Origin of the sequence: Mesonia aestuariivivens, from assembly GCF_019311235.1 — a bacterium.
Taxonomy (GTDB): domain Bacteria; phylum Bacteroidota; class Bacteroidia; order Flavobacteriales; family Flavobacteriaceae; genus Mesonia; species Mesonia aestuariivivens.
Window position 1 is genome coordinate 34,532 of sequence record NZ_JAHWDF010000012.1, and the last position, 24,395, is coordinate 58,926.

Consider the following 24,395-nt stretch of genomic DNA (forward strand, 5'->3'; position numbering starts at 1 on the left):
ATGATGAACAAACAACTATTTTTAATTTTATTATGCACCATTACATTTGGTTTTAAAGGTATAGCCCAAAATGATATTCCTATTGCTAATAGTAAAGAATATACTATTGCAGAAATAAATGTAACAGGCACCTCTAATTATAACGAACAGACCGTAATTGCTTTTACAGGACTTAAAGAAGGAGATCAAATATTCATCCCAGGAGATAGAATGAGTAACGTCATTAAAAAGCTTTGGGACCTAGGTCTTTTTAGCGACATTAACTTCTATATTACCAAAATTGAAGGAAATCAAGCTTATTTAGAACTAGAAATACAAGAAGTACCAGAACTTCATGAAGTAACCATTAGTGGTCTAAAAAAGAAAAAACGCCGCGAGGAGATTATTAAAAACAATAAACTTAAAGCAGGAACAAAAGTTACCGAAAACTTAATCGCTAAAACACGCGCAAATATAAAAGAAGACTACACCAGTGAAGGTTTTTTAAACGCTAGTGTAGACATTAGAACACGTGAAATAAAAGACAGCATTTCTTCTGAAACCTCTAAGGTGGATATGATTTTGAAAATCAATAAAGGAGAGAAAGTAAAAATTTCTTCTATCAACATTGAAGGAAACAATGTGTTTTCTGATGCTAAAGTAAGAAGACAAATGAAAACCAAGCGTAAAAACTTTTTACGCCTCTGGAAACGATCTAAGTTTATAGAAGAAGATTACGAAAATGATAAAACAGAGATCATAAAGAAATACAAAGAAAAAGGGTTTCGTGATGCACGAATTGTTTCAGATTCAATCATCAAAAAAAATGATAAAAATATAGCGATTAACCTTAATCTAGAAGAAGGTGACAAATATTACTTCGGAAACATTAATTTCTTAGGAAATAGCGTTTACACAGATCAGCAATTAAAACAAGTATTAGGCATTAACAAAGGCGACGTTTATAACGGAATACTTCTGAAGAAAAAAATTGCAGATAACGAGAGGCCAGATGCAAATGATTTAACAAATTTATACCAAAACAACGGTTATTTATTCTCTCAAATCAACCCTGTAGAAACAAGAGTTTACAATGACACTATTGATTTTGAAATAAGAATTGTCGAAGGAAAAGTTGCTTATTTTGATAACATCGTCATTAACGGAAATGACAAAACTAATGACCATGTTATCTACAGAAACTTAAGAACAAAACCTGGACAAAAATACAGCAAAGAAGATGTTGTAAGAACCGTTCGTGAATTAGGGCAATTAGGTTTCTTTGACGCAGAACGTCTTTCTCCTGAATTTAAAAATGTAAATCCAAACGACGGAACGTTAGATTTAGAATATAACGTTGTAGAAAGTGGTGCAAGCCAAATTGAACTACAAGGTGGTTATGGCGGCGGAGGTTTTGTTGGTACTCTAGGTCTATCTTTTAATAATTTCTCTTTAAAAGGAATTTTTGATAAAGAAGCATACAAACCCCTACCTATGGGTGACGGTCAAACTTTATCGTTAAGACTACAAGCCTCTACGTTTTACAGGACTTTCAGCTTATCATTTTCAGAACCTTGGTTAGGAGGTAAAAAACCAATTAGACTTACAACTTCTTTATCTCATACAGTACAATATTATTATGATGCATATGCTAGAGAAGCTAATAAAGATAGAAAGTTTTTAATTACAGGAGGTTCTATTGGTTTAGCAAAACGTTTAACCATACCAGATGATTACTTTACGCTTTCATCGGCAGTGAGCTTTCAGCATTATAACCTAAAAAATTATAACATTGGGTTATTTAATTTCCCTAATGGTCACGCCAATAATTTTGCTATAACACTTGGTATAAGTCGTGATAATACATTTACTAACCCTATTTACCCAATGGGAGGATCTAAATTTAGTATTACCGCTAAATTCACTCCACCATATTCAGCTTGGAATGGTATAGATTATGCAGATTTAAAAAACAAACCCGCTTATCAAGACGAAAATGGTGATGCAGATTTAGCCAAAATCGATCAACAGCGTTTCAATTGGTTAGAATATTATAAATTAAAATTTAATGGAGATTGGTACAATCAAATCATCGATAAATTTGTTCTAAGAACAAATGTAGAATATGGTTTCTTAGGAGCTTACAATAACGACAGAGGTATCCCACCTTTTGAAAGATTTTATTTAGGTGGTGATGGTCTTGGTGGTTACAGCTTAGATGGTCGTGAAACGATTAGATTAAGAGGTTACCCTAATCAATCTTTAGTTCCTATAGATAGAAATTACACAGCAAGTACCGCTGGGGTAACAAGAAATGACGGAGCAACCATTTATAATAAATACAGTCTAGAATTAAGATACCCGATTACCTTAAAGCCATCGGCTTCTATATATGCCCTTACTTTTGCTGAAGGAGGAGCATCTTATGATGGCTTTAAAGATTTTAATCCTTTTCAATTGAATAGATCTGCCGGTTTTGGTGTTCGTATATTTATGCCAGCATTTGGATTGTTAGGAATTGATTTTGGTTATGGTTTCGACCCCATTCCAGGAACAAACACAGGACCAAACGGTTGGGAAACACACTTTATTATAGGTCAACAATTCTAAAAATTTTGGTTTGGCACGATATTTTCTATAAACAAAATATATGATGAAAAAAGTATTTTTATACCTATCATTTCTTTTAATTACCGCGGTTAACCTTCAAGCGCAGAGAGGAATTAAGGTAGCTTATATTGACATGGAATACATTTTAGACAATGTTTCTGAATATAAAGAGGCCAGCCAGCAACTTGAATCAAGAACACAAAAGTGGAGAGCAGAGGTAGAAGGTAAAATGCAGCATGTAGAAGACATGAAGCAAAATTTAGAAAATGAACGAGCACTTTTAACTAAAGAATTAATTGAAGAAAGAGAAGAAGAAATCAGCTATGAAGAAAAAGCGATTTTAGACTATCAACAAGAAAAATTTGGACCACAAGGTCAGTTTATTGTTCAGAAGAGACAACTAATTCAGCCTGTGCAAGATCAAGTATTCAACGCTGTTCAAGAAATTGGAGAAAAAAGACAATATGACTTTATTTTTGAAAATTCTGCAGACGCACTCTTGCTATATTCCGCAGAAAGGCACGATATTAGCGACCAAGTTTTGTCGATCATTCAACGTTCTTCTAGAAAATTAGAATTAGAAAACAGAAGAGATCAAAAAGCAAAACAAGAAGAAGTTGCTACTGAACCATACAAATCTGTAGAGAAAGCAGCAAAAGACAAGCAAGAAACTGTAGAAAGAGAAGCTAAAAGACAAGCACAAGTTAATGAAAGAGAGCAACTACTTAATGAACGTCAAAGAAGAAGAGATTCTATTAGAGATGTACGTCAACAAAAATTTGAAGAACGCAGAGCTAAACTTTTAAAAGAAAGAGAACAGCAAGCAAAAACAAGAGATTCTTTACGAAACATAAGAGAAGCACGAAATAATAAATAATTTTAAATAATCAATTACAATAATCTAATTACCTTAATTTAAACAAAATGAAACAATTTAAGACCGTATTAATAGCACTATCATTCGTTTTTGGGACAGTAGCTTTAACTCAAGCACAAACTTCTAAAGTGGCTCACATTAACACACAAGAGTTAATTGAATCTATGCCAGCATATAAATCTGCAATGTCACAACTTGAAAAACTTGAAAGTACGTATAGAGCAGACATCGATGATATGTATAAAGAAGCGCAAAGTAAAAACCAACGTTACCAACAAGAAGCTGTAAACCAAACTGAAGAAGAAAACGCTAAAAGAGCACAAGAGCTACAACAACAACAACAAAAGATTGTTCAATTTCAACAAAATGCTCAAAAAGAACTTCAGAAAAAAGAAAGTGATTTATTAAAACCTGTTTACGAAAAAGCACGTACCTCTATCCAAAAAGTTGCTAGAGCAAAGGGTTATGATTATGTTTTAGACTCTACAACAGGAGCTGGAGGAGTAATCTTAGCAGACGGTTATAGTTTAATGACAGATGTTAAGAAAGACTTAGGAATTTAAGCTCTCTAAACTTATTATATATTGAAGCACTTTCATTAATTTTGAAAGTGCTTTTTTATTTTATATGAACAACAATCCTTCACAACCCATTGGCATTTTTGATTCTGGTATTGGCGGCACTTCTATTTTTAAAGAAGTACATTCCCTTTTACCTCATGAAGATATTATTTATTTAGCAGACAGCAAAAATGCACCTTATGGCTATAAATCTAAAGAAGAGATTACCGCTTTATGCAAAAAAAATACAGAACTTCTTTTAGCCCAAAACTGTAAACTAATTATTGTCGCTTGTAATACAGCCACAACAAACGCCATAGAAACCCTAAGAGAAACGTATAGTATACCTTTTATAGGAATTGAACCAGCTATTAAACCAGCAGCGTTAATGTCTAAAAACAAAGCTATAGGCATTTTAGCTACAAAAGGAACTCTATCTAGTGAATTATTTGCTAAGACCTCTGAAATTTTTGCAAAAAATACAGCCATAGTCGAAGTTATCGGCGCAGGTTTAGTAGAAGCCATTGAAGCCGGTGAAATAGAAAATACTTCAACAAAAAAATTAGTAAGGCAACTCGTACAGCCTATGTTAGACAAAAACATAGACTATTTGGTGTTAGGATGCAGTCATTACCCCTATTTAATACCACTTTTAAAACAAATCTTACCTAAATATATTGTTATTATAGATTCAGGAAAAGCTGTAGCTAAGCAAACTAAATTTATACTTCATAGCTTAGGTTTACTTGAAAAAGACCAAAAAAAAGCTTCTATTAGATTTTACACCAATAGAAGCGAGAATATTTTAAAAAAATTCGTTCCTGAATTTAAAGTTAGTTATTTAGACTTTTAATAATTAATTGCCGGACAATTACACTCGTACGGCTCTTTATTTTCTCCAAAATTATACCCTAAAGTAATTTGATGAAAGCCTGAATTTGCTAAGACAATAGAGTTAGCTTGATAAGCGTAAGTATAAGCAAACATAAAGTTTTTATAATTTATACCTATAAAAGGAGAAAGGTATTGTAGTTTTTGATTAGAAACAGAAGATGCTCCGTCTGTAGTATATTCGGCCCCATCAAAACTTCTTCTATAAGAAAGGCCGCCCCATAATTTACCAAAATCAAAATCTCTGTAAACTTTAGCATTTACATCTATAGAAGCTTCAGAAGTTTCTTCTTTCATTTGAAACATTATAGAAGGCTCGTAAGACCATTCTGAGCCATAAGGAGCTATAATATAACCCGCAGAAAGTAAATATTGTCGTTGGTTGTCAGTCTCAAACTGTTGAGAAAAAATATCTCGTTGTTGGGGTATTAAGTTTTTAACTGTGAAATGCGTATAAAATTCAAATAAGTAATAAGACATTCCAAAATCTATATTGAAGAAAGAATCACGCTGTTCTACTCCAGAAATATTTGGATCATTTGGATTAGGACCACCTATCAATTGAGTTTCATCTAATTTTTCTTGCATCACCCCCACACTTAAACCAAAAGACAATTGATTTAAATCTATGGTATTTCTAGAAAGCAATAAGTGATAAGCAAATGTTGCATAAACTCCTTGTTGTGAAAAACGACCATTGCTATCATTATAAAAAATTCCTCCTAAACCAACTTTATCTCCCACTCTTCCATTTAAACTCACAGTTTCTAATGCAGGTGCATCATTAACACCAAACCATTGTCTTCTTCCGGTTAAACGCAATTTGGTTTGACTAGCAGCCCCAGCCATAGAAGGATGTAATAAATACAAGTTATCTGTTAAATAATCTGTATAAACAGGAATACCTCTTTCTTGAGCATAAAAGTTAGCAGATATAAATAGAAATAAAAGTATTAATAAGGAGTTATTTTTTTTCATGAGTGTTCAATGGTTATTTCATCACTAAAATAAACTTTAATATAAGCTTTGCAAAATTTGTTTAAAAAATGTTAAACAAACAAGCATAAAATATTTAAGAATATTAGGTTGTCTTCTTAGTTAAAAGTAGATAAATAAAGGTTTTAACAAATTTACTAATCAAATATTGGGCGTAAATATATTCATTTCATTGTATTTCTTTTAGTATTTTTGCAGAAAATTTATGCTATGAGTAAATATTCTATCGAAATAAAGGCTACCAATAATGAATCTATCCGAAAATTTGAAGCCAATTCATTTTTAATTCGAGGTGAAGGCTACGAATTTACTAATATTGACGAGGCTTCAAAGTCGCCTATAGCGCAAGAATTATTCTATCTGCCTTTCGTTAAAACAATATATATCTCACAAAATTTTGTGGCTATAGAAAAATTTAACATTGTAAAATGGGAAGAAGTTGAAGAAGAAGTAGCTGCACAGATTACTACTTTTTTAAATTCTGGTAAAGAAGTAGTGAAAGCAGAAGCTGAAAGCAAAAAAACGATTCCAGTAACTGTTTATGCCGAAAGTACTCCTAATCCAAAAGTGATGAAGTTTGTTGCTAATAAAAAATTAGTGATCAACACTACAGAATTTAAAAATATAGATGAAGCTAAAAATGCTCCTTTAGCACAAAAACTTTTTCACTTTCCATTTGTAAAAGAAGTTTTTTTTGATGAGAATTATATTTCTATTACCAAATTTGACATTGCGGAATGGGAAGAAATCACTATGGAGATTAGAGAATTTATTAGAAATTATATTCAAGAAGGAAATGTTATTATTACTGAAGAAAGCGCAACACCAACTTCTACTAAAAGTGAAGAAAACGCTACATCCAGTGAATTTGATAATTTAGATGATATCTCAAAACAAATTGTAGCAATTTTAGATGAATATATTAAACCTGCTGTTGCTAGCGACGGAGGCAATATTATGTTTAATTCGTACGATCCTGAAACCAAAAAAGTAAGTGTTATTTTACAAGGTGCTTGCAGTGGTTGCCCATCTTCTACATTTACCCTTAAAAGCGGAATTGAAACAATGTTAAAAGATATGCTTCACGGAAAAGTAGAAAGTGTAGAAGCTATTAACGGATAGACACTTCAACTAAATTTAATTGATTGACAAAACCAAAAAGGAGAATCGTTTAGATTCTCCTTTTTGGTTTTATATACTATGGTATATTTAATTAAAACTCACGCTTAGCATCTTCATAATACTCTTTAAACAACTGCAATAAGCTCATTGTCGATGTTACTAAATCTTTAGTTTCTAAGAGTAAACCAAAATACAATTTAGTATTTTTAGGGCTTGTTTCTGAAGTTCTAATACGTTCAATCTGTTTCTGAATTAATCCTGAAACTTTATCTAAAAGCGTTTGCTTGTCATTTAAAATTTGATCTATTCTTGCAAAAGAATGATTATCAAAAGTTTCTATAATTTCATCAAAAAGTACCTGCATCTCACGATCTATACTTTTTAAATCTCTAATTTGATTGAATTTTAAATTCTTATGATTGTTATTAACATGCTTATAACTAGATCTTGTAATCTGTGCAATAGATTGAACCATATCTTGCAGCGTATCCAGAAATAAAATATAAAACTTACTTGCTTCTACAGAATTATCTTCTAATGATTTTATAAAATAAAAGACATTATCTTTTAACTCATCTACCTCATCTTCAAGATCATTTAATTTTTTTGAATCTTTTCTAAGTTTTCCAAGATCATGATAACCTAAATGGTCTATCGTTTTGCTATACCTTTTATTAATACCCTTGATTACACTGGAGATATTCTGAGAAGTTTCAATGGTAATTTCATTTATAGTAATAATATCGTGCCTATTAAAACGCTTTTTACTTTTCTCTTCTTTTACTTTTTTAGAGTGAATAATCGCACTTCTTATAATCAATCCTATAGCTACAACGATCAAAACAGCTAAAGCTATCATTCCGCCATACCAAATTATAGCTGCAAAAATCGCTGCTGCTAAAAAAGCTACACCTGCAGTAACAAACCAACCTCCCACTACGTTTACAACACCTGCTACACGGTATACTGCACTTTCACGATCCCAAGCCCTATCTGCTAAAGATGACCCCATTGCAACCATAAAAGTTACATATGTTGTTGATAATGGTAATTTTAAATTTGTACCTATAGATATTAATATACTTGCTACTACCAAATTTACTGAAGCTCTTACCGTATCAAAGGCTGGTGCGTCTACTCTACGATCTGCTAGAGCGCTGTTAGGTTTTTCAAACTTGGATTCAATTTTGTTTTTTACACGACCTGGTAAAATACTGGTTAACACATTACTCACCACTACCGAATATCTCACCAACACTCTCGCTAATGTATTAGGCTCAAAACGCTCTGCTCCATCTCCTTGTCTCGCTAAATTAACACCTGTATCTACAACAGCTCTAGCTTTACTAGAAAGCCAAAGAGTAAGTACCATAACTCCACCTGCAATAATTAATAAAAATTCGGGAGTTTGTACGCTTCCAGCTAAACCATTCATGGTAAATTCTGAAGGTAAAACTCCAGTGGCTTGATAAGCTGTTTGCCACAACCCAAAAGATTGCCAAGCTGCAATAGGCACTCCTATAAAATTTACCAAATCATTCCCCGCAAAAGCAAGTGCTAAAGCAAAAGTACCGACAAGAATTATAGCTTTTAAAATGTTAGTTTTAAAAACAGACATTAAAAGTTGTGAGATAATTCCCCAAAACACTAAACTTATTAAAATAATTAGCCAAGTATGTTCATCTACAAAGATTTTAAAGCCTTCTGGAAGAAATGAGATACTCTTCATTCCTTTTATAAAAATAAAGTAAGTGATTGCTGTTAATGATACTCCGCCAAATACAGCTCCTACATATTTAAGTTTCTTTTCATACTGAAAAGTAAATATTAACCTAGAAATATATTGCACAAAAGCACCAATACTGAAAGCGACGACCACCGACAGCAAAATACCTAAAACAATTTCTGTGGCTTTTGAGGTATTAATATAATTTGTTAAAAGAGATAAATCTTCTCCTTGCGTATAAAGTTTAATCACAGCAATACTGACTGCTGCCCCTAATAATTCAAAAACTATTGAAACAGTTGTAGAAGTAGGCAAGCCTAAACTATTAAAGAAATCTAATAGTAAAACATCGGTTATCATAACCGCCATAAAGATGATCATGATTTCATCAAAATAGAATTGACTAGGCATAAAAATACCTTTTCTTGCTACTTCCATTAAACCGCTAGAAAAAATTGCTCCTACAGCAACCCCTAAACTAGCCACGATCATAATGGTTCTAAGAGAAATAGCCTTAGACCCAATAGCAGAGTTTAAGAAATTAACAGCATCATTACTAACCCCTACTATTAAATCTGTAATGGCAAGAGCAAAAAGTACTACAAGCATTACAATATAAATATTCTCCATAAATATTCTTTTTTACAATCTGCAAAAATGTTTCAATAATTCGGAATTTTCAGACTTCTATTGTTATCAAAACATTAAATTGAAGCTACACAAATTATTAATTTTTACCTTGTATTTTTTATGATTACTGACGCCAATATTACAGATTTATGAGACAACTAGAAAATCTACTTTCAAAAGAAACTAGCCCCTATTTATTACAACATGCTAAAAACCCAGTACACTGGCAGCCTTGGAGTGATTCTACCCTACAATTTAGTAAAGATAATAATAAACTTTTACTCATAAGTATAGGATATTCTGCATGTCATTGGTGCCATGTGATGGAAAAAGAGTGTTTTGAAGATCAAGAGGTTGCCTCGCTAATGAATCAAAATTTTATAAACATAAAAATAGATAGAGAAGAACGCCCCGATATAGATCAAATTTACATGAGTGCCTTACAGATTATGACAGGTCACGGAGGCTGGCCATTAAATATTGTTGCTCTTCCCGACGGTAGGCCAGTTTGGGGTGCCACGTATCTACCCAAAAAAAAATGGATGGGATCGCTAAACCAACTAAAAGATCTATATATAAAAGCTCCCGAACACATAGAAGATTATGCAGAAAAGCTTTCAACAGGAATGCAACAACTCAATAGTATTGTGAAAAATGATTCCAGTAAACAAGTTTTTCATAAAGACCAGATCACATCACTCGTAAACTCTTGGAAAAATAAATTTGATCTAACCAATGGCGGTTTTAAAAGCGCACCTAAATTTATGATGCCCAACAATTTATCTTTCTTATTAGAATATGCGGTGCAACAAAAAAATGATGAAGTTTTAAATTTTGTAGAATTCTCATTACTTCAAATGGCACAAAGAGGAATTTACGATCAAATTGGCGGAGGCTTTTCTAGGTATGCTGTAGATGAAAAATGGCACATCCCACATTTTGAAAAAATGCTTTATGATAATGCCCAACTTGTAGACCTTTATAGTGATGCTTTCACGGTATTTAATCATGAAAAATTTAAGCAAGTTGTTGGAGAAACATTATCGTTTATAGAAAATGAACTTACACATCAAAAAGGTTATTTCTTTTCGGCTTTAGATGCTGATAGCCTAAATGATAATCATGAAAAAGAAGAAGGTGCTTTTTATAGGTGGACAAAAGAAGAGCTTCAGTCTATCTTAAAAGATGATTTTGATGTTTTTTCAGCATTTTTCAACATTAACACCAAAGGTTATTGGGAAAACAACCACTATATACTCTTTCAAACTGAAACCGAAGAAACTATTGCTCATCAATTCAATATTTCTGTAAAAGAGCTTAAAGAACGTATTGAGCAATCAAAAAATAAATTATTTCAGCATCGCCAACAAAGAGCTTACCCAAGTCTAGATGATAAATGTATTACCTCTTGGAACGCTTTAATGATTAAAGCCTACGCTAAAGCTTACCGCATATTTAAAAAAAACAGCTATTTAAAAACGGCAGAGTTTGCTACAGATTTTATTATTAAAAATTTATTTGACGATCATCATAAGCTTTACAGAAATTTTAAAAAGTATAAAAAAAATGAAGCGTGTCTTGAAGACTACGCACTTTTTATAGCCGCTTTAATTGAACTTTATCAGGCTAATTTTAAAGAAGAACTGCTCGTATTAGCAAAAAAACTAACAGAAAAAGTAATTGTTGATTTTTACGATGAAAAGAGCGGCCTTTTCTTTTACACATCAAAATATGTAAAATTAATTCAGCGAAGTATAGAAACTCAAGATAATGTCATTCCGTCTTCAAACTCTGTAATGGCGAAAAACTTTTTCTTTTTAGGAAAGTATTTTCTTCAAAAAGAATGGCTTACTATTTCTAAAGATATGCTAAAAACCATTGAACCTCACATCAAAGATTACCCTTCTAATTATAGCAATTGGTTATCGTTATATTTAAAAAATGTCTATCCTTTTTATGAAGTTGTTATTACTGGAGAAAAAGCTGAGCAGGAAATTAAAGAATTACAAAGTTTACATCTAGCTAATTCAATTATTGCCCGACCGTCTTCAAAAATTAGTTTAACCGAAGGCAAAACTTCCAACACCATCAGCTTTTATATATGTAAAGAGAATTACTGTGAAGCTCCGCTAAAAAATACAAATGAAGTTATTAGTAAGCTTAAAAATGAATTTTAACAAAATTTAAACTAAGAAAAAGACAAAATATTAACATTTTTTTATTTTTTTGCTAATTAGCTTAATAAAACATAATAAATGGACAAATTTAACGACCTTTCTGAGTTAGCTCAAGAATACATTAAAAAATTTATTGATTTTTTACCCGATCTTATTGCTGCAGTTTTAATACTTATAGTCGGCTTTTGGATTGTAAAAAAAGTAGTTAGCTACATGAAAAAGGCTTTGGCCAAAAGAGATTATGACAAAGCTTTAGAAGATTTTTTAAGTACTTTAATTACGTGGACTTTAAAAATACTTGTTATTATTGTAGCTATATCTCAGGTAGGTATTGAAACTACCTCTTTAGTTGCTGTTTTAGGTGCCGCTGGTTTAGCTATTGGTTTAGCCCTACAAGGTTCTTTAGCTAATTTTGCTGGTGGTGTTTTAATCATCATTTTAAAGCCTTTTAGAATTGGTGACTGGATTGAAGCACAAGGTGTTTCTGGTAGTGTAAAAGAAGTTAGTCTTTTCTATACCAAAATAGATACTTTTGGCAATCAAGAAGCGGTTATTCCTAATGGAAGCTTAGCTAATGATAATATTATAAATTACACCGTTAATGGTAAGCGTAGAGAAAACTTATCTTTTGGTATCTCTTATGATGATGATATTAAAAAAGCTAAAGAGATACTTATGCAACTCGTAAAAGACCAAGATGGAATCATGGAAGATCCAGCTCCGCAAGTTTTAGTTGCAGAATTAGCCGATAGCTCTGTTAATTTCTCTGTACGTTATTTTGCTTCTAATGATAAGTTTTGGGACATTCACTGGAATATGATTGAACAAGGAAAATTAAGATTAGAAGAAGCTGGGATGACGATACCTTACCCACAACGAGATGTTTATTTCTATGACCAAACAAAAATGAACGGAACGGTAGAGAAAGAGAATAAAAAAGAAGCTTAATTCTTTACATTTAAAAATTCAATTTATTATTTTTTGCATGTCCGTAAATATTCCTAATTAATGGAAAATACCCTATATTTGAATACCTTAACTAGTTTAACCATGGATATATTTTCATTTGGAGTTCACTTTACAGACGAAAAAAGTTGTCGGTTGCATTTTAAAGAGCAGCGAGACAAAGAAGGGGTGTTATGCAATCGATGTGGATCTACCGATCATTATTGGCTTCAAAATAAATGGAGCTACCAGTGTAAGTCTTGTGCGGCTAGGATTTCTTTGCGAAGTGGCACTGTCCTGGAGAGTTCCAAGTTATCCTTTATGATCTGGTATAAAACCATTTTTCTTTTAAGCACTACAAAAAAAGGGTTTTCCAGTAAGGAGATCCAACGGCAACTTGGCCTGAAGCGTTACGAGCCGGTATGGGCAATGGTTCATAAACTCCGAAAAGCAATGGGAAAAAGAGATGAACGCTATACCTTGGAAGGTATGATTGAAATGGATGAAGGTTATTTTACCATTGAGGCAAGCAAGCACGAGCACAAAACTCAGAAAGCCGGCCGTGGCAGCAAAACAAAATCCAATGTTATGGTATTGGCTGAAAGTACTGTACTCAAGGATATCGATACTGGTAAAGTTGATAGGCAAAGCAGGTATTTTAAGGCAAAAGTCCTGGAGGATCACAAAGCTGAAGGAACTGACCACACATTGAAACAGGCAATTGATGAAGAACAAGTTATTGTTTTTACACATAAAAGCACCTCCTATCTTGATATAGCAGATTATGTAGAACTACATATTACTGAAAAATCAAACGAGAAAATCACCAAAGAAACACTTAAATGGGTACACATTGCCATTAGTAATGCAAAGCGTAATTTCGCTGGAACCTACCATAAAATCAAGAAGAAATACCTGCAATTATATCTCAATGAGTTCGTTTATAAGTTAAATAGACGGTATTTTGGGGATAAAATATTTGACAGGTTAGTCATAGCAAGCATTACAGCAACTGGACATTAAACGGATATACAAATTATTTTTAATAAAAACAATATTATGAAACATATACACCTATTATCTATATTTACAGCCATTTTAATTTTAAGTAATTCAGCTGACTGTCAAGTGATGTCATTAGAGAACCATCAAGATTTAGCTATATTTTCCAATATGAATGCGGAAAGAGACAAACTAATGGTTGATGGTAAATTCGTTAACACTTCAGTAATTCAAGGATCTCCGTATTTAGAAGATAAATTTAAAAATGGAGCTATAAAAAACTTACAAAATGATAAAATTATAACAACGAATTTAAGGTATAGAATATTTGATGATATGTTCGAAATACAAGCCAACTCAGATTCAGAAGAATTATCAGTATTAAAAAGATCAAAAAATTATTCAATTAAAATAAATAATAAATCCTTCGTATTTGTGGAAAATTTTCCAATAAAAATGAAAGGTGTTTATAATGGTTATGTATTAATTTTATCTAATAATAATGACCCTAAAGACGGCGTAGTTCTATATAAAAGAATCATACAACAATATATTGAAGCAAAAAAGAAGGCTAATAGTTATTCTAATTCTAAATCTAGATTAGTTAATGAAGAGTATTATTTTATAGCAATAGATGATAAAATTTTACAAATAGAACCGAATAGAAAGAAAGCTGCCGATGCTTTCCCTAATCATAATAGTAAACTTGATAAATACATTAAAGATAATAAAATAAAATTTAGAGGTAATGATGAAGAATCAGATCTAATTAAATTGGTTGAGTATTACAATACGCTTTAATTACTTACGATTAACAACAAAGTCTTTTAAATAATAAGGCTCAAAATAAGCGACATCTTCGGTGTCGCTTATTTTATATTTATGCTCTGCTAACTTTACCATTTCTTTTGCAGAAGGCAAAGTATCTATAAAAAAAGCATTTTTTACCGAACAAATTTCTTTAAATTTCTCGACGCCATTTCCTATAAAATAAACTGGGTAAAAATTACTAAAGTAACTTTCAAAAGAATTTTCTTCTAAGACCTTGGCTTCAACAGGTGATATTAGTTGCTTTTCTGAAGAATAAACAGCCATATAAACTTCCATTCTTCTTGCATCTAACATAGGCACAATTACCTCTTCTGCCTTTGCTTGTACTTGATGTGCTAAAGCTTCTAAGGTTGAAATCGCTAATAATGGAATATCTAAATTGTAACACAAGCCTTTTGCCGCAGAAACACCAATACGTAAACCCGTGTAAGAACCAGGACCTTTACTTACTGAAACCGCATCTAAATCTTTCAGCGCTAATTTTGCTTCAGTTAAAACTTCATTTATAAATACATGAAGTTTTTCAGCATGTGAATAACCTCCTTTTTTATCTTCTTTTATCGCTACAATTTCTCCATTAATCCCTAACGCAACAGAACAATTAGTCGTAGTTGTCTCTAAACTTAATATGGTAGCCAAAATTTATTTATTTAAATGAATATTTTATAATTTAAGATCTTCGGGATTTACTCCAAAATACAATTCTAATACTTTTAATTTAAAAATATAATCGTATTTAGCTTGATTCACATTTACTTTAGTGTTATCTAAGCGTTGTTTAGATTGACTAAAATCAAACGCATTAGTTAAGCCTACCTCGTATCTGTCGGTTGCATATTCAAAAGCAAGTTTTTGAGATTCTAAAGCAGATAAAGCTGCCTCATAGGCTTCTGCAGATCCTTTTGCATCTACATAAGCTTGATAAACATTAGACTCTAAATCTAGCTTTGCTTGCTCTAATTGGTATTCTGAACGTTCAAAATTAATTCTATTTCTTTTTACATTTGTTCTCACAGAAAGTCCATTAAAAATAGGAACGCTTAGTTGCAAGCCATAACCTAAACCATCATTTTGCCATAATTGATCTGTAAAATTTCTATTTAAGAAGTCATTATCAGAATACCTGGTATTGTAATTAAAAAAAGCAGATAAAGTTGGGTAATAAGAGCCTTTAGCTATTTGTACATCTTTCTTTGCTAATTCAACATTTTTTTCTGCGATTTTAACTTCTGGACGTTCTTGTTGAGCTTTTTGTATAATTTCTTGCGGAGATAAATTAGCTATATCTGTAGAAATAATTTCATAACCTTCATCTACAATTTGAAAATTTTCATACTCTTTTACTAATAATAATTGCGCTAGACTGATGAGTGAAATTTTTACATTGTTTTCTGCAACTAAAATTTGTTGTCGCTCATTAGCATTAGTGGCTTTAATTTCTAATAAATCTCCCTGCGGTAATGTTCCCGCATCTACTAAATCTTGTGTACGTGTTAACTGTTTATTAGTGATTTCATTTTGAGATTTTATAGATTTTAGATTTGCTTTGTTCAAGAGTACTTGCAGGTAAGAATTAGCTACCGCCAATGCGATATCACTCTCCATTTTCTCTAATTTATATTGGCTAGCCAATTGGGATAACTTAGCTCTTTGCAGTTGCCTAACATTTCTAAGGCCATTAAAAAGCGTTAAATTAGAAGACACTCCAGTGGTAAAAGAAGAAAATATGTCGTTTTCAAACTGGTTGGTGGTTGGGTTAATACTAGAACCCGTATTTGTAGTATAAGAGGCTGAACCGTTTAAACTAGGAATTAAATTACCTATCGCATCCATTTTATCTAAATCTGCTGAGGCTACATCTAACTGCGACTGTTTTACAGAAATATTATGCTCTAAAGCGTAGGTGACACATTCTTCTAAAGTCCACTTTTTAGCTTCTTGCGCTGAAGCTGAAAAGACAAAACCAAAAACTAAGGCTATGATTGTTATTTTTTTCATCAGATTGATGTATTTCTAATTTGTAGTGCTACTCGAATTTAGCAAAGATTATTTATCAAAGTTTTTAACTGGTTTCACTTCATTCCAAACCTTGATTTCATCATCTTTAGAAATTCCGCTTTTTATTTCAACATAAATTCCATCACTTAAGCCTAATTCTACTTCTCTTCTTTCAAATTTTTGTTCACCAACTTTCACCTCTACATAAGGTTCTTGTGTTTTTGAGTCAAACTGTAATAAAGATTCTTTTACCGCTAAAACATCGTCAGCGCGATCTAAAATAATAGATGCATTTGCACTTAAACCTGAACGAATAAATATACTGTCCTTGTTTTTTAGAGTTCCTTCAATTTCAAACTGAATAGCTCCGTTTTCATCAATTCCTTTAGGAGCAATATAATCGAGTACTGCATCAAATTTCTTATCTTCAATTGCTCCGATGGTGATTTCTAGTGGCAAATCTTCTGTAATTTTCCCCACTTCAGATTCATCTACTTTACCTTTAAAAATCATTTTATCTGTATTGGCTAAAGTAGCAATTGTAGTTCCTTCATTAAAGTTATTAGATTCTATAACTTGATTTCCTTCTTTTACTGGAACATCTAAAACCATCCCAGAAATTGTAGCTTTAATTTGTGTGTTAGCGGTAGCTCCTACACCACTAGCCGTTCCTGTTTTTACAATTTCATAAGTTTGTCTCGCTGCATCGTAGGTTTGCTGTGCTTGTTTGTAAGCTACTTCAGCTTGATCAAAATCATTGGCAGAAATGACGCCTTTATCAAAAAGTTCTTTTTGACGATTGTACATTTTAGTTTGATTATCTAAAGCGATTTTAGCTGAAGTTATTTGATTTTTACTACTCGCTAAATTAGATACATTAGGCACCACTTTTAACTGAGCAATAAGATCATTAACTTTAATTTGATCTCCTGCTTCAATATAAATTTTATCGATAATACCAGGAATATTTGGCTTAATTAAAATTTCTTCTTTAGGCACAATGCTACCCGTAGCAACCGTTTGCTTCACTATGGTTTGAGTAGTTGGTTTTTCGGTTTGATAAACCACTGGATTTTCTTGATTTTTTTGATACACGTAGTATAAAGCACCTCCAAAACCGATAACGATAACAAGTAAAATGATTACGGTAAAAACTCTTTTCATCTCTATTTTGATTGAATTATGTTCTAATTTTATTCTGTTCTTAAAGCATCTACAGGCTTAATTCTAATGGCATTTTGCGCAGGTATTAATCCTGCTAATAAACCTGAAATAACCAATATTAATAACGCTATTATAATTACACCTATATTCACACTCGGGTTAACAAACATCATTTTTGAAGAATCTATAGAGTCTAATAATGTATTTACTCCCCACAACACTAGTGTTGCGAATATAATACCTGCCATACCTGAAATTATGGTTAGCACAATAGATTCCATTAAAATTTGCCCTCTGATTGTTCCTGGAGTTGCCCCCAAAGCTCTTCTCACTCCTATCTCATTAGTACGTTCTTTTACGACAATAAGCATAATATTACTAATGCCTATTATACCAGAAAGCAACACTAAAACCCCTACAAAATAAGCAACAGCATTTAAAGCTGTAAATAAGCCTGTAATTTTATTAAACTCTTGGTATAAATCAAAGTTACCAACCGCTCTATCGTCTTTAGGATCTATGTTATGACGCTTTTTTATTACATTGAAAACTTCTGATTTTAAACTGGTAATAGAATGATTGTCGTCTGCGGTAATGGCCATCCAACCTACGACATCTCCCATATTAAATGCTTGAGAAAATGTCGTGAAAGGTACATAGATTTCTTTTTGCGCTTCTTCTACACTACCGCCACCGCCACCTTTTTTAGAGTAAGTGCCTATTACTTGAAAGTTAACTCCGTTTACTTTAATGTAAGAACCTAAAACTTCTTCATGAGCATCATACATGGTACTTTTTACAGATTCTCCAATAACAGCTACTTTCCGTTTTTCTTTAAGATCATTCTGATTTAAAAATCTACCAGAAGTAATATTCATGGGTTGCTGATTAATAATTTCTGGATAATCGCCATAAACATTAAACGCACCAGATTTTAAACCTCTCACTACGTTATTATTACCTCCAAAACCACCTAACTGGTTTCTTGGAGAAACAAATCGCAATCCATTTACATTATCTTTAATAGCCTGAACATCACCTTTTTTAAAATTATAACTTCTTCCTTTAGGCATACCTTTATACGACTTAGAAGTAGACTGAGCCCACATAAACATAGAGTTAGTAGCCATACCACCAAACCCTTGTTTAATTCCGTTCTCTAAGCCTTTTCCTGCCGCTAACAAGATTACCAAAATGAAGATACCCCAAAGCACTCCAAAAGAAGTCATCAACGTTCTAAACCAATTGGCACTTAACGATTCTAATATTTCATTCCAAGTATCTCTGCTAAACATATTACTCGTCTCTTAATGCTACAATTGGCTTTATTCTAGAAGCTCTCCACGCTGGAAAAAAACCAGCAATTGCTCCTGCAAAAATTAAAATAAAAACTGTTGAAACTGCTACTTGAAAATTTACAGTAGGATTGCTAATAAAATCTGTTTCTACCATAGGTCCAACAAATTCTAATAAAAGCATTCCAAAAAGCAAACCAAAAAAGCCTGCAATAGTAGTTACAAACACAGACTCATGTAAAATCATTCCCACTACAGAAAGTGGTTGTGCCCCTAAAGCTTTTCTAATTCCTATTTCTTTGGTACGTTCTTTTACGATAATAAGCATAATATTACTTACTCCAACAACTCCTGCTAATATGGTAGCAATCCCTACAAACCAGAAAAACAACCTGATATTACGCATCATATCATAAACATTTTTCATGTTTTCTAATGAGTTATTAATATCGATAGCGCTCTCATCTTCTGGTGCAATAGTATGTGCTTCTTTTAATTGCTTTTCTAATTTATCTGTAAATGCTTTAGATGTTTTTACTGCTTGTTCAAAATTATCTTCTTGTGGCAAAGTGAAAGCTAAACTACCTACATCTTGACCTGCTCCAAATACTTTTTGAGCTGTACTTAACGGAACAAATACCCTCGATTCTTCTCTTTCTCCTCCCGGATCTGTATAAACACCCACAACTTTAAATAAAATACCTTGAACTTCTATACTTTTACCTATGGCAGATTTTTTATCTTTAAATAAATCTTTATAGACTTTTAAGCCAATCACAGCTATTTTTTCGTAGCGTTTATTATCTGCATAATTTATAAACCTACCATCTGTAAGGGTTGCACTTTCTAAAAACTGATAATCTGGCAAAACGCCTTCTACGCGATAGCTACCAGATTCATTTTTATAATTAACTAAACCACCCCATATTCTATATATACTAGATTTATACTCTAATTGATCTTGATATTTTCTATCTATTAAATCGTAATCATTATTTGTTAATTGAATATCTCGGCCTGGATTTAAGCCTTTATATTCTATAGAGGTAGCGCCCGTCCATACAGATATTCTATTAGCTGCATCTCTTTGAAATTGTTGCTGTACCCCATTTTGCATTCCTGTACTTACACCTAAGAGTATAACCAAAATAAAAATACCTGAAGCTACAGAAACTCCTGTTAAGAAAGTTCTTAGCTTATTTTTTCTAATGGTTTCAAATATTTCTTCCCAGCGTTCTAGATTAAACATTCTCTATAGCTCTAACTTGATTTACGTATGAATCGTCTATAATCAATCCGTCTTTTAGGTTTACGATTCGCTTTGTCATATGGGCAATATCATCTTCGTGGGTTACCACCAAGATAGTTTTTCCTTCATCATTAATGCCCTGTATCAAGTCCATCACCTCGTAAGAAGTTTTTGTATCTAAGGCTCCCGTAGGCTCATCTGCTAGTAAAACTTTAGGCTCACTAGCTAAAGCTCGCGCTATGGCAACTCTTTGCTTTTGACCACCAGAAAGTTCATTAGGCAAGTGATTTGCCCAATCTGCTAAACCTACTTTTTCTAAATAAGCAAAAGACTTATCCATACGTTCTTTCCTACCTACTCCCTGATAATATAGAGGAAGGGCAACGTTATCTAAAGCAGATTTATAATTTATAAGATTGAAAGACTGAAAAATAAAACCCAAAAATTTATTCCGGTACTTGGCCGCAACTTTTTCATTTAAGTTTTTAATAGGGAAATTATCTAAGGTATATGTGCCTTCATCGGCTTCATCTAACATTCCCAGAATATTTAACAATGTAGATTTACCTGAACCTGAAGAGCCCATAATTGAAACCAATTCTCCTTCTTTTACACTGAAGTTAATTCCTTTTAATACGTGAAGCGAACTTGCTCCTGTTTTATAAGATTTGTGAAGGTCTTTTATTTCAATCATAAATGCGTAAATTTTACTTAACGGAAGTATTTACACATATGACTATAAAATTTGCTTATTGTTACATTAGTATATGTTAAAATTAACATTTTTAATTTAAGAAGCTTTTTTCAGCATTCTATAGATAAAAAACGCAACCCCGCCTATGAGTATATAAGGCCATACCATTAAGTAAACAATTCCATCATTTATAGCTTCTGCAGCACCACCATCTGCTTCACTTTCTAGCACCGCTCTACACATCGCGCATTGTGCTGTTGTTAGTTGTGGCACAAGACTTAAAAGAAACAAAAACGATATTTTTTGAAATAATTTCATCTTAATAATAAGGCATCATAAACAAATATACTAATACTCCAGTAATTGCAACATACAACCAAACAGGAAATGTCCAACGTGCAATTTTTCTATGCTTTTCATATTCTTTAGTTAAACCTCTATACATAGTGAACAGCACTAAAGGAACAATAATAGCAGAAAGTGCTATATGAGTAATTAATATAAAGAAATAAAGAGGTCTTAAAAAACCTTCACCGCCAAAAGGAACAGGATCGTTACTTATTTTTGAAATAACATAACTCACTAAAAATATAGCAGACAAACAAAATGCTGAGATCATAGAGTTTCTATGCATTTTCATATTTCCTTTTCGAATAAAGAAAAAACCCATCATTAATAAAATTGCTGTTAGCGCATTCAAAATGGCATGAAAGAGAGGAAATGTACCTAACTCTATTCCTAAAAAATTATACCGTTCTGGCAAATTCATTAATACTAAAACAATTATCGGCACTAAAACCGAAAGTATCACGATTATAGGAACAGCTACTTTATCTTTTCTTAATTCAGTCATTTTTTAATAATTGATTGATGTCTTCTTTTAACATTTTCAAATCGTCTTCTTCTAAACCATTATAAGCAATAATCGGATTACCAAACTGATCGAGTCTAGAACGCAGGTAACCTTCTTCATCTACTAAAGCGAAATACCCTGAGTGCTGAAAATTTCCTTTTGCAGCATCGTCTTCTGCGACATATAAATTAAATCCCTGATTTGCTAAATCATAAATTTTCTTTCGTTCTCCAGTTAAAAAATGCCAATTTGGATTTTTCACATTATATTCATCTGCATAGTCTTTTAAAACTTTAGGAGTATCATCTTCTGGATTTATACTAAAAGAAGCTACAGCAAAATTTGGATTCGCTCTAAATTTCTTTTGTAAACGCATCATGTTTGCTGTCATTTTTGGACAGATGGTTGGACAAGTTGTAAAGAAAAAATCTACTACATATACTTTTCCTTTTAAACTTGCATTGGTAATTGTATCTCGATGTTGATCTACAAATTTAAAATTGGGTACTTTAGCTTTTTCATTATTTAAAACAATATAAGACAAACTCTCATCTGCAGCAGATGGATTATTATTTAACCTATCATTTTTAACAACTTGATTATGAGCAGTCCTTTCTACAATTTTTGGAATTACAATAACTCCGAAAACAAGAATAATTACCGCCAACCCTATGTAAGAATATTTACGTTTCACTTTAAACCTTCTTTTTTATTATATTTTTTTAATGCTAATCTATATTCAGCTAAAATAACTTTTACATCGTCTACCATAGCATTTGTTAGATCTGCTACAGAAGAGGTGTCGTAACCATAACGAACTTCTTCATTGTTATTTTCTTGACGACCTCTTAGGCTTTTATTTTTATCGATAATAAATGCGTGAGAAGTACTTAAATGCTTATCAAGCTTTAAATTTGTATCTAAACTTTTATAAAATTTAATGATCTCTTCTTTGCTACCAAAAACAAACTTCCACTTCTTTATATCTATAGTGCTAGATAATTCGTTTAATAAACTTTTCACCTGCTCTTGTTGCCCATCTTGTGCTATAACTACTAACTGAAAATCTTTAAAATTGTAATTCTTATCGTAAATTTTTTCATTTAGATTAAAAGCATTTCCTTCGCGACCTTCTACATTATCACCGTAAATAGAAAGCACGGTTATTTTTCCTTCTAAAGAGACATTTTCTTCCGATAAAGATTTAAAATTAGTAACATCTGAAATTGCTGGAGTTAGTACTGGCAATTTTGCGAAATTATTTACTCCCGATGCAAAGAAAAGATAAGCTACGATTGGAAGGATAAAAAGCACTCCTAAAACTAAAAACTTCTTCATTACCTTAAATTGTAATTGAGGTACAAAAATAAAAAAGACGGTTCAAAAAACCGTCTTTTCTTAACTTTTAACTAATATATTTTTTAGAAATCCCAAGTAACATAGCCGTTGTTGTAAACTTCATAAATGTAATCTCCTTCAGTAAGTAAAATAAAAACTAAGTAAGCAATTAAGAATACCACTGTCCAAACTACAGACCTTCTCAACCCTTTAGCTTCTTGTTCCATATGCATAAAAGCCCAAGTAATATAATAAGCTTTAACAATGGTTAAAACAATAAATATCCAATTTAAAAGGTGTAAATAGATGAATGTAGTTTCTATTAAAATTTTAGGTTTTATAATTCCTAAAATTACTTCTACAAGAGTTATTACAGACAGAATTACAAATACTGTCCAAATTCTCTTTGTTGCGGAATGATGCCCATGTGTTGAAGCTTCGTTTGCCATTTCTTTAAATTCTTTGAATTAAACTAAATAGAAGAATGTGAATACAAAAACCCATACTAAATCTACAAAGTGCCAGTATAGACCTACTTTCTCTACCATTTCATAACTTCTTCTTCTTTCATAGGTACCTAATATTACATTAATAAAAATGATAATATTGATAATCACCCCACTAAACACGTGAAAACCGTGAAAACCTGTGATAAAGAAAAAGAAATCTGCAAATAGAGGTCTACCATACTCATTACGTGTAAGATTAGCTCCCTCAACAACTCTCACTGTTTGATTATTAATTACAGCAAGTGATTCTGCTCTTGAAAGTATAGTTTTTGCGCCGTCTTTATTTAACTTTTGCGTTCTCACTAAATAATCACTTTCCTGAAAACCTTTTTTAATTTCTTCTAAAGAATAAGTAGGTAATGAGCTATCATCTTCAACAAACCATAAGCCGTTTTTACTCTCGTGTTCAACACGTTCTTGTGGTAAAACTTTAGCGATATCACTTAACGCTACACGCTCTCCTTCTTTATCTACAAATTGAATTATATTTCCGCCTCTTGTCTCCACCGCTCCATATTCACCTTGAATGAAATTTTTCCATTCCCAAGCCTGAGAACCAACAAATATCATCCCACCAATAATAGTGAGAAACATATAAAGAGTTACTTTACCTTTTTTCATATGATGTCCTGCATCTACAGCTAAAACCATAGTTACAGAAGAAAAAATAAGTATAAAAGTCATTAATGCCACATAATACATAGGAGCATCTACCCCATGTAAAAATGGAAAGTGACTAAACACTTCATCTGCGATTGGCCAAGAGTCTTCAAATTTAAATCTTGAAAAACCGTAGGCAGCAAGAAAAGCTGAAAATGTTAAAGCATCAGAAGTGATAAAATACCACATCATCATTTTACCATAGCTAGCTTTTAACGGAGATTTAGAACCTCCACCCCAAGTCTTACCCTCGGTACCTGTTCTTACAACAGTAGCTTCCATAAAAAGA

23 protein-coding genes are annotated in these 24,395 nt (G+C 32.1%); 9 read left to right on the forward strand and 14 right to left on the reverse strand.

All coding sequences use genetic code 11. The features are described 5' to 3' along the window. Nucleotides 1-3 precede the first annotated feature (3 nt). From KW502_RS11475 to murI, 4 genes are all read left to right on the forward strand, one after another. Nucleotides 4-2,589, forward strand: coding sequence for a BamA/OMP85 family outer membrane protein (locus tag KW502_RS11475; protein WP_219040748.1), 2,586 nt, complete (start codon nucleotides 4-6; stop codon nucleotides 2,587-2,589). 40 nt (nucleotides 2,590-2,629) lie between these two features. After that, nucleotides 2,630-3,466, forward strand: a complete 837-nt coding sequence (locus KW502_RS11480) for an OmpH/Skp family outer membrane protein (protein ID WP_255554216.1) — start codon at nucleotides 2,630-2,632, stop codon at nucleotides 3,464-3,466. Nucleotides 3,467-3,513: 47 nt separating this feature from the next. Next, the gene (locus KW502_RS11485; protein ID WP_219040700.1) at nucleotides 3,514-4,029 is read left to right on the forward strand and encodes an OmpH/Skp family outer membrane protein; all 516 of its coding nucleotides are present in this window, start codon (nucleotides 3,514-3,516) and stop codon (nucleotides 4,027-4,029) included. Between the two features lie 64 nt (nucleotides 4,030-4,093). Beyond that, entirely contained in the window at nucleotides 4,094-4,879 is a 786-nt protein-coding gene (gene murI, locus KW502_RS11490) for a glutamate racemase (protein ID WP_219040701.1), read from the forward strand. Here the strand turns inward: murI and KW502_RS11495 are convergent. Continuing rightward, nucleotides 4,876-5,895 carry a PorP/SprF family type IX secretion system membrane protein gene (locus KW502_RS11495; protein ID WP_219040702.1) on the reverse strand — a complete coding sequence of 340 codons (1,020 nt, stop codon included), beginning with the start codon at nucleotides 5,893-5,895 and terminating at the stop codon, nucleotides 4,876-4,878. The two genes, murI and KW502_RS11495, sit on opposite strands and share 4 nt — an antisense overlap. A gap of 228 nt (nucleotides 5,896-6,123) precedes the next feature. Here KW502_RS11495 and KW502_RS11500 point away from each other — a divergent pair, with 228 nt between their 5' ends. Beyond that, nucleotides 6,124-7,035: a NifU family protein gene (locus KW502_RS11500; protein WP_219040703.1), complete on the forward strand. Its 912-nt coding sequence runs from the start codon at nucleotides 6,124-6,126 to the stop codon at nucleotides 7,033-7,035. 91 nt (nucleotides 7,036-7,126) lie between these two features. Here KW502_RS11500 and KW502_RS11505 read toward each other — a convergent pair whose 3' ends face one another. After that, entirely contained in the window at nucleotides 7,127-9,391 is a 2,265-nt protein-coding gene (locus KW502_RS11505) for an inorganic phosphate transporter (RefSeq protein ID WP_219040704.1), read from the reverse strand. A gap of 149 nt (nucleotides 9,392-9,540) precedes the next feature. Here KW502_RS11505 and KW502_RS11510 point away from each other — a divergent pair, with 149 nt between their 5' ends. From KW502_RS11510 to KW502_RS11525, 4 genes are all read left to right on the forward strand, one after another. Next, nucleotides 9,541-11,568, forward strand: a complete 2,028-nt coding sequence (locus KW502_RS11510) for a thioredoxin domain-containing protein (RefSeq protein WP_219040705.1) — start codon at nucleotides 9,541-9,543, stop codon at nucleotides 11,566-11,568. Between the two features lie 78 nt (nucleotides 11,569-11,646). Further along, the gene (locus KW502_RS11515; protein WP_219040706.1) at nucleotides 11,647-12,516 is read left to right on the forward strand and encodes a mechanosensitive ion channel family protein; all 870 of its coding nucleotides are present in this window, start codon (nucleotides 11,647-11,649) and stop codon (nucleotides 12,514-12,516) included. A gap of 102 nt (nucleotides 12,517-12,618) precedes the next feature. Beyond that, the gene (locus KW502_RS11520; RefSeq protein ID WP_219040750.1) at nucleotides 12,619-13,536 is read left to right on the forward strand and encodes an IS1595 family transposase; all 918 of its coding nucleotides are present in this window, start codon (nucleotides 12,619-12,621) and stop codon (nucleotides 13,534-13,536) included. 36 nt (nucleotides 13,537-13,572) lie between these two features. Continuing rightward, entirely contained in the window at nucleotides 13,573-14,316 is a 744-nt protein-coding gene (locus KW502_RS11525; RefSeq protein WP_219040707.1) for a hypothetical protein, read from the forward strand. Here KW502_RS11525 and tsaB read toward each other — a convergent pair whose 3' ends face one another. The 12 genes from tsaB to KW502_RS11585 all read right to left on the reverse strand — a co-directional run bounded on the left by tsaB (nucleotide 14,317) and on the right by KW502_RS11585 (nucleotide 24,388). Then, nucleotides 14,317-14,985, reverse strand: coding sequence for a tRNA (adenosine(37)-N6)-threonylcarbamoyltransferase complex dimerization subunit type 1 TsaB (gene tsaB / locus KW502_RS11530; RefSeq protein ID WP_219040708.1), 669 nt, complete (start codon nucleotides 14,983-14,985; stop codon nucleotides 14,317-14,319). Nucleotides 14,986-15,009: 24 nt separating this feature from the next. Then, entirely contained in the window at nucleotides 15,010-16,344 is a 1,335-nt protein-coding gene (locus tag KW502_RS11535; RefSeq protein WP_219040709.1) for a TolC family protein, read from the reverse strand. Nucleotides 16,345-16,392: 48 nt separating this feature from the next. Next, nucleotides 16,393-17,508, reverse strand: coding sequence for an efflux RND transporter periplasmic adaptor subunit (locus KW502_RS11540; protein ID WP_219040710.1), 1,116 nt, complete (start codon nucleotides 17,506-17,508; stop codon nucleotides 16,393-16,395). Between the two features lie 29 nt (nucleotides 17,509-17,537). Continuing rightward, entirely contained in the window at nucleotides 17,538-18,803 is a 1,266-nt protein-coding gene (locus KW502_RS11545) for an ABC transporter permease (protein WP_219040711.1), read from the reverse strand. Nucleotide 18,804: 1 nt separating this feature from the next. Next, nucleotides 18,805-20,052 carry an ABC transporter permease gene (locus KW502_RS11550; protein WP_219040712.1) on the reverse strand — a complete coding sequence of 416 codons (1,248 nt, stop codon included), beginning with the start codon at nucleotides 20,050-20,052 and terminating at the stop codon, nucleotides 18,805-18,807. Continuing rightward, entirely contained in the window at nucleotides 20,045-20,746 is a 702-nt protein-coding gene (locus tag KW502_RS11555; RefSeq protein ID WP_219040713.1) for an ABC transporter ATP-binding protein, read from the reverse strand. Before KW502_RS11555 ends, KW502_RS11550 begins: the two co-directional genes overlap by 8 nt. Nucleotides 20,747-20,842: 96 nt before the next feature. Beyond that, nucleotides 20,843-21,064, reverse strand: coding sequence for a hypothetical protein (locus tag KW502_RS11560; RefSeq protein ID WP_219040714.1), 222 nt, complete (start codon nucleotides 21,062-21,064; stop codon nucleotides 20,843-20,845). A 1-nt stretch (nucleotide 21,065) separates the two neighbouring features. Then, nucleotides 21,066-21,599 (reverse strand): DUF420 domain-containing protein, encoded by a 534-nt coding sequence (locus tag KW502_RS11565; RefSeq protein ID WP_219040715.1) that lies wholly within the window; start codon nucleotides 21,597-21,599, stop codon nucleotides 21,066-21,068. Next, nucleotides 21,592-22,293, reverse strand: a complete 702-nt coding sequence (locus KW502_RS11570; RefSeq protein ID WP_219040716.1) for an SCO family protein — start codon at nucleotides 22,291-22,293, stop codon at nucleotides 21,592-21,594. The genes KW502_RS11565 and KW502_RS11570 overlap by 8 nt, the downstream gene beginning before the upstream one ends. Continuing rightward, nucleotides 22,290-22,937: a hypothetical protein gene (locus KW502_RS11575; RefSeq protein ID WP_219040717.1), complete on the reverse strand. Its 648-nt coding sequence runs from the start codon at nucleotides 22,935-22,937 to the stop codon at nucleotides 22,290-22,292. Before KW502_RS11575 ends, KW502_RS11570 begins: the two co-directional genes overlap by 4 nt. An 83-nt stretch (nucleotides 22,938-23,020) precedes the next feature. After that, nucleotides 23,021-23,386, reverse strand: a complete 366-nt coding sequence (locus KW502_RS11580) for a cytochrome C oxidase subunit IV family protein (RefSeq protein ID WP_219040718.1) — start codon at nucleotides 23,384-23,386, stop codon at nucleotides 23,021-23,023. An 18-nt stretch (nucleotides 23,387-23,404) separates the two neighbouring features. Next, on the reverse strand, nucleotides 23,405-24,388 hold the full coding sequence (locus KW502_RS11585; RefSeq protein WP_219040719.1) for a cytochrome c oxidase subunit 3: 984 nt from the start codon (nucleotides 24,386-24,388) through the stop codon (nucleotides 23,405-23,407). Nucleotides 24,389-24,395: the final 7 nt, after the last annotated feature.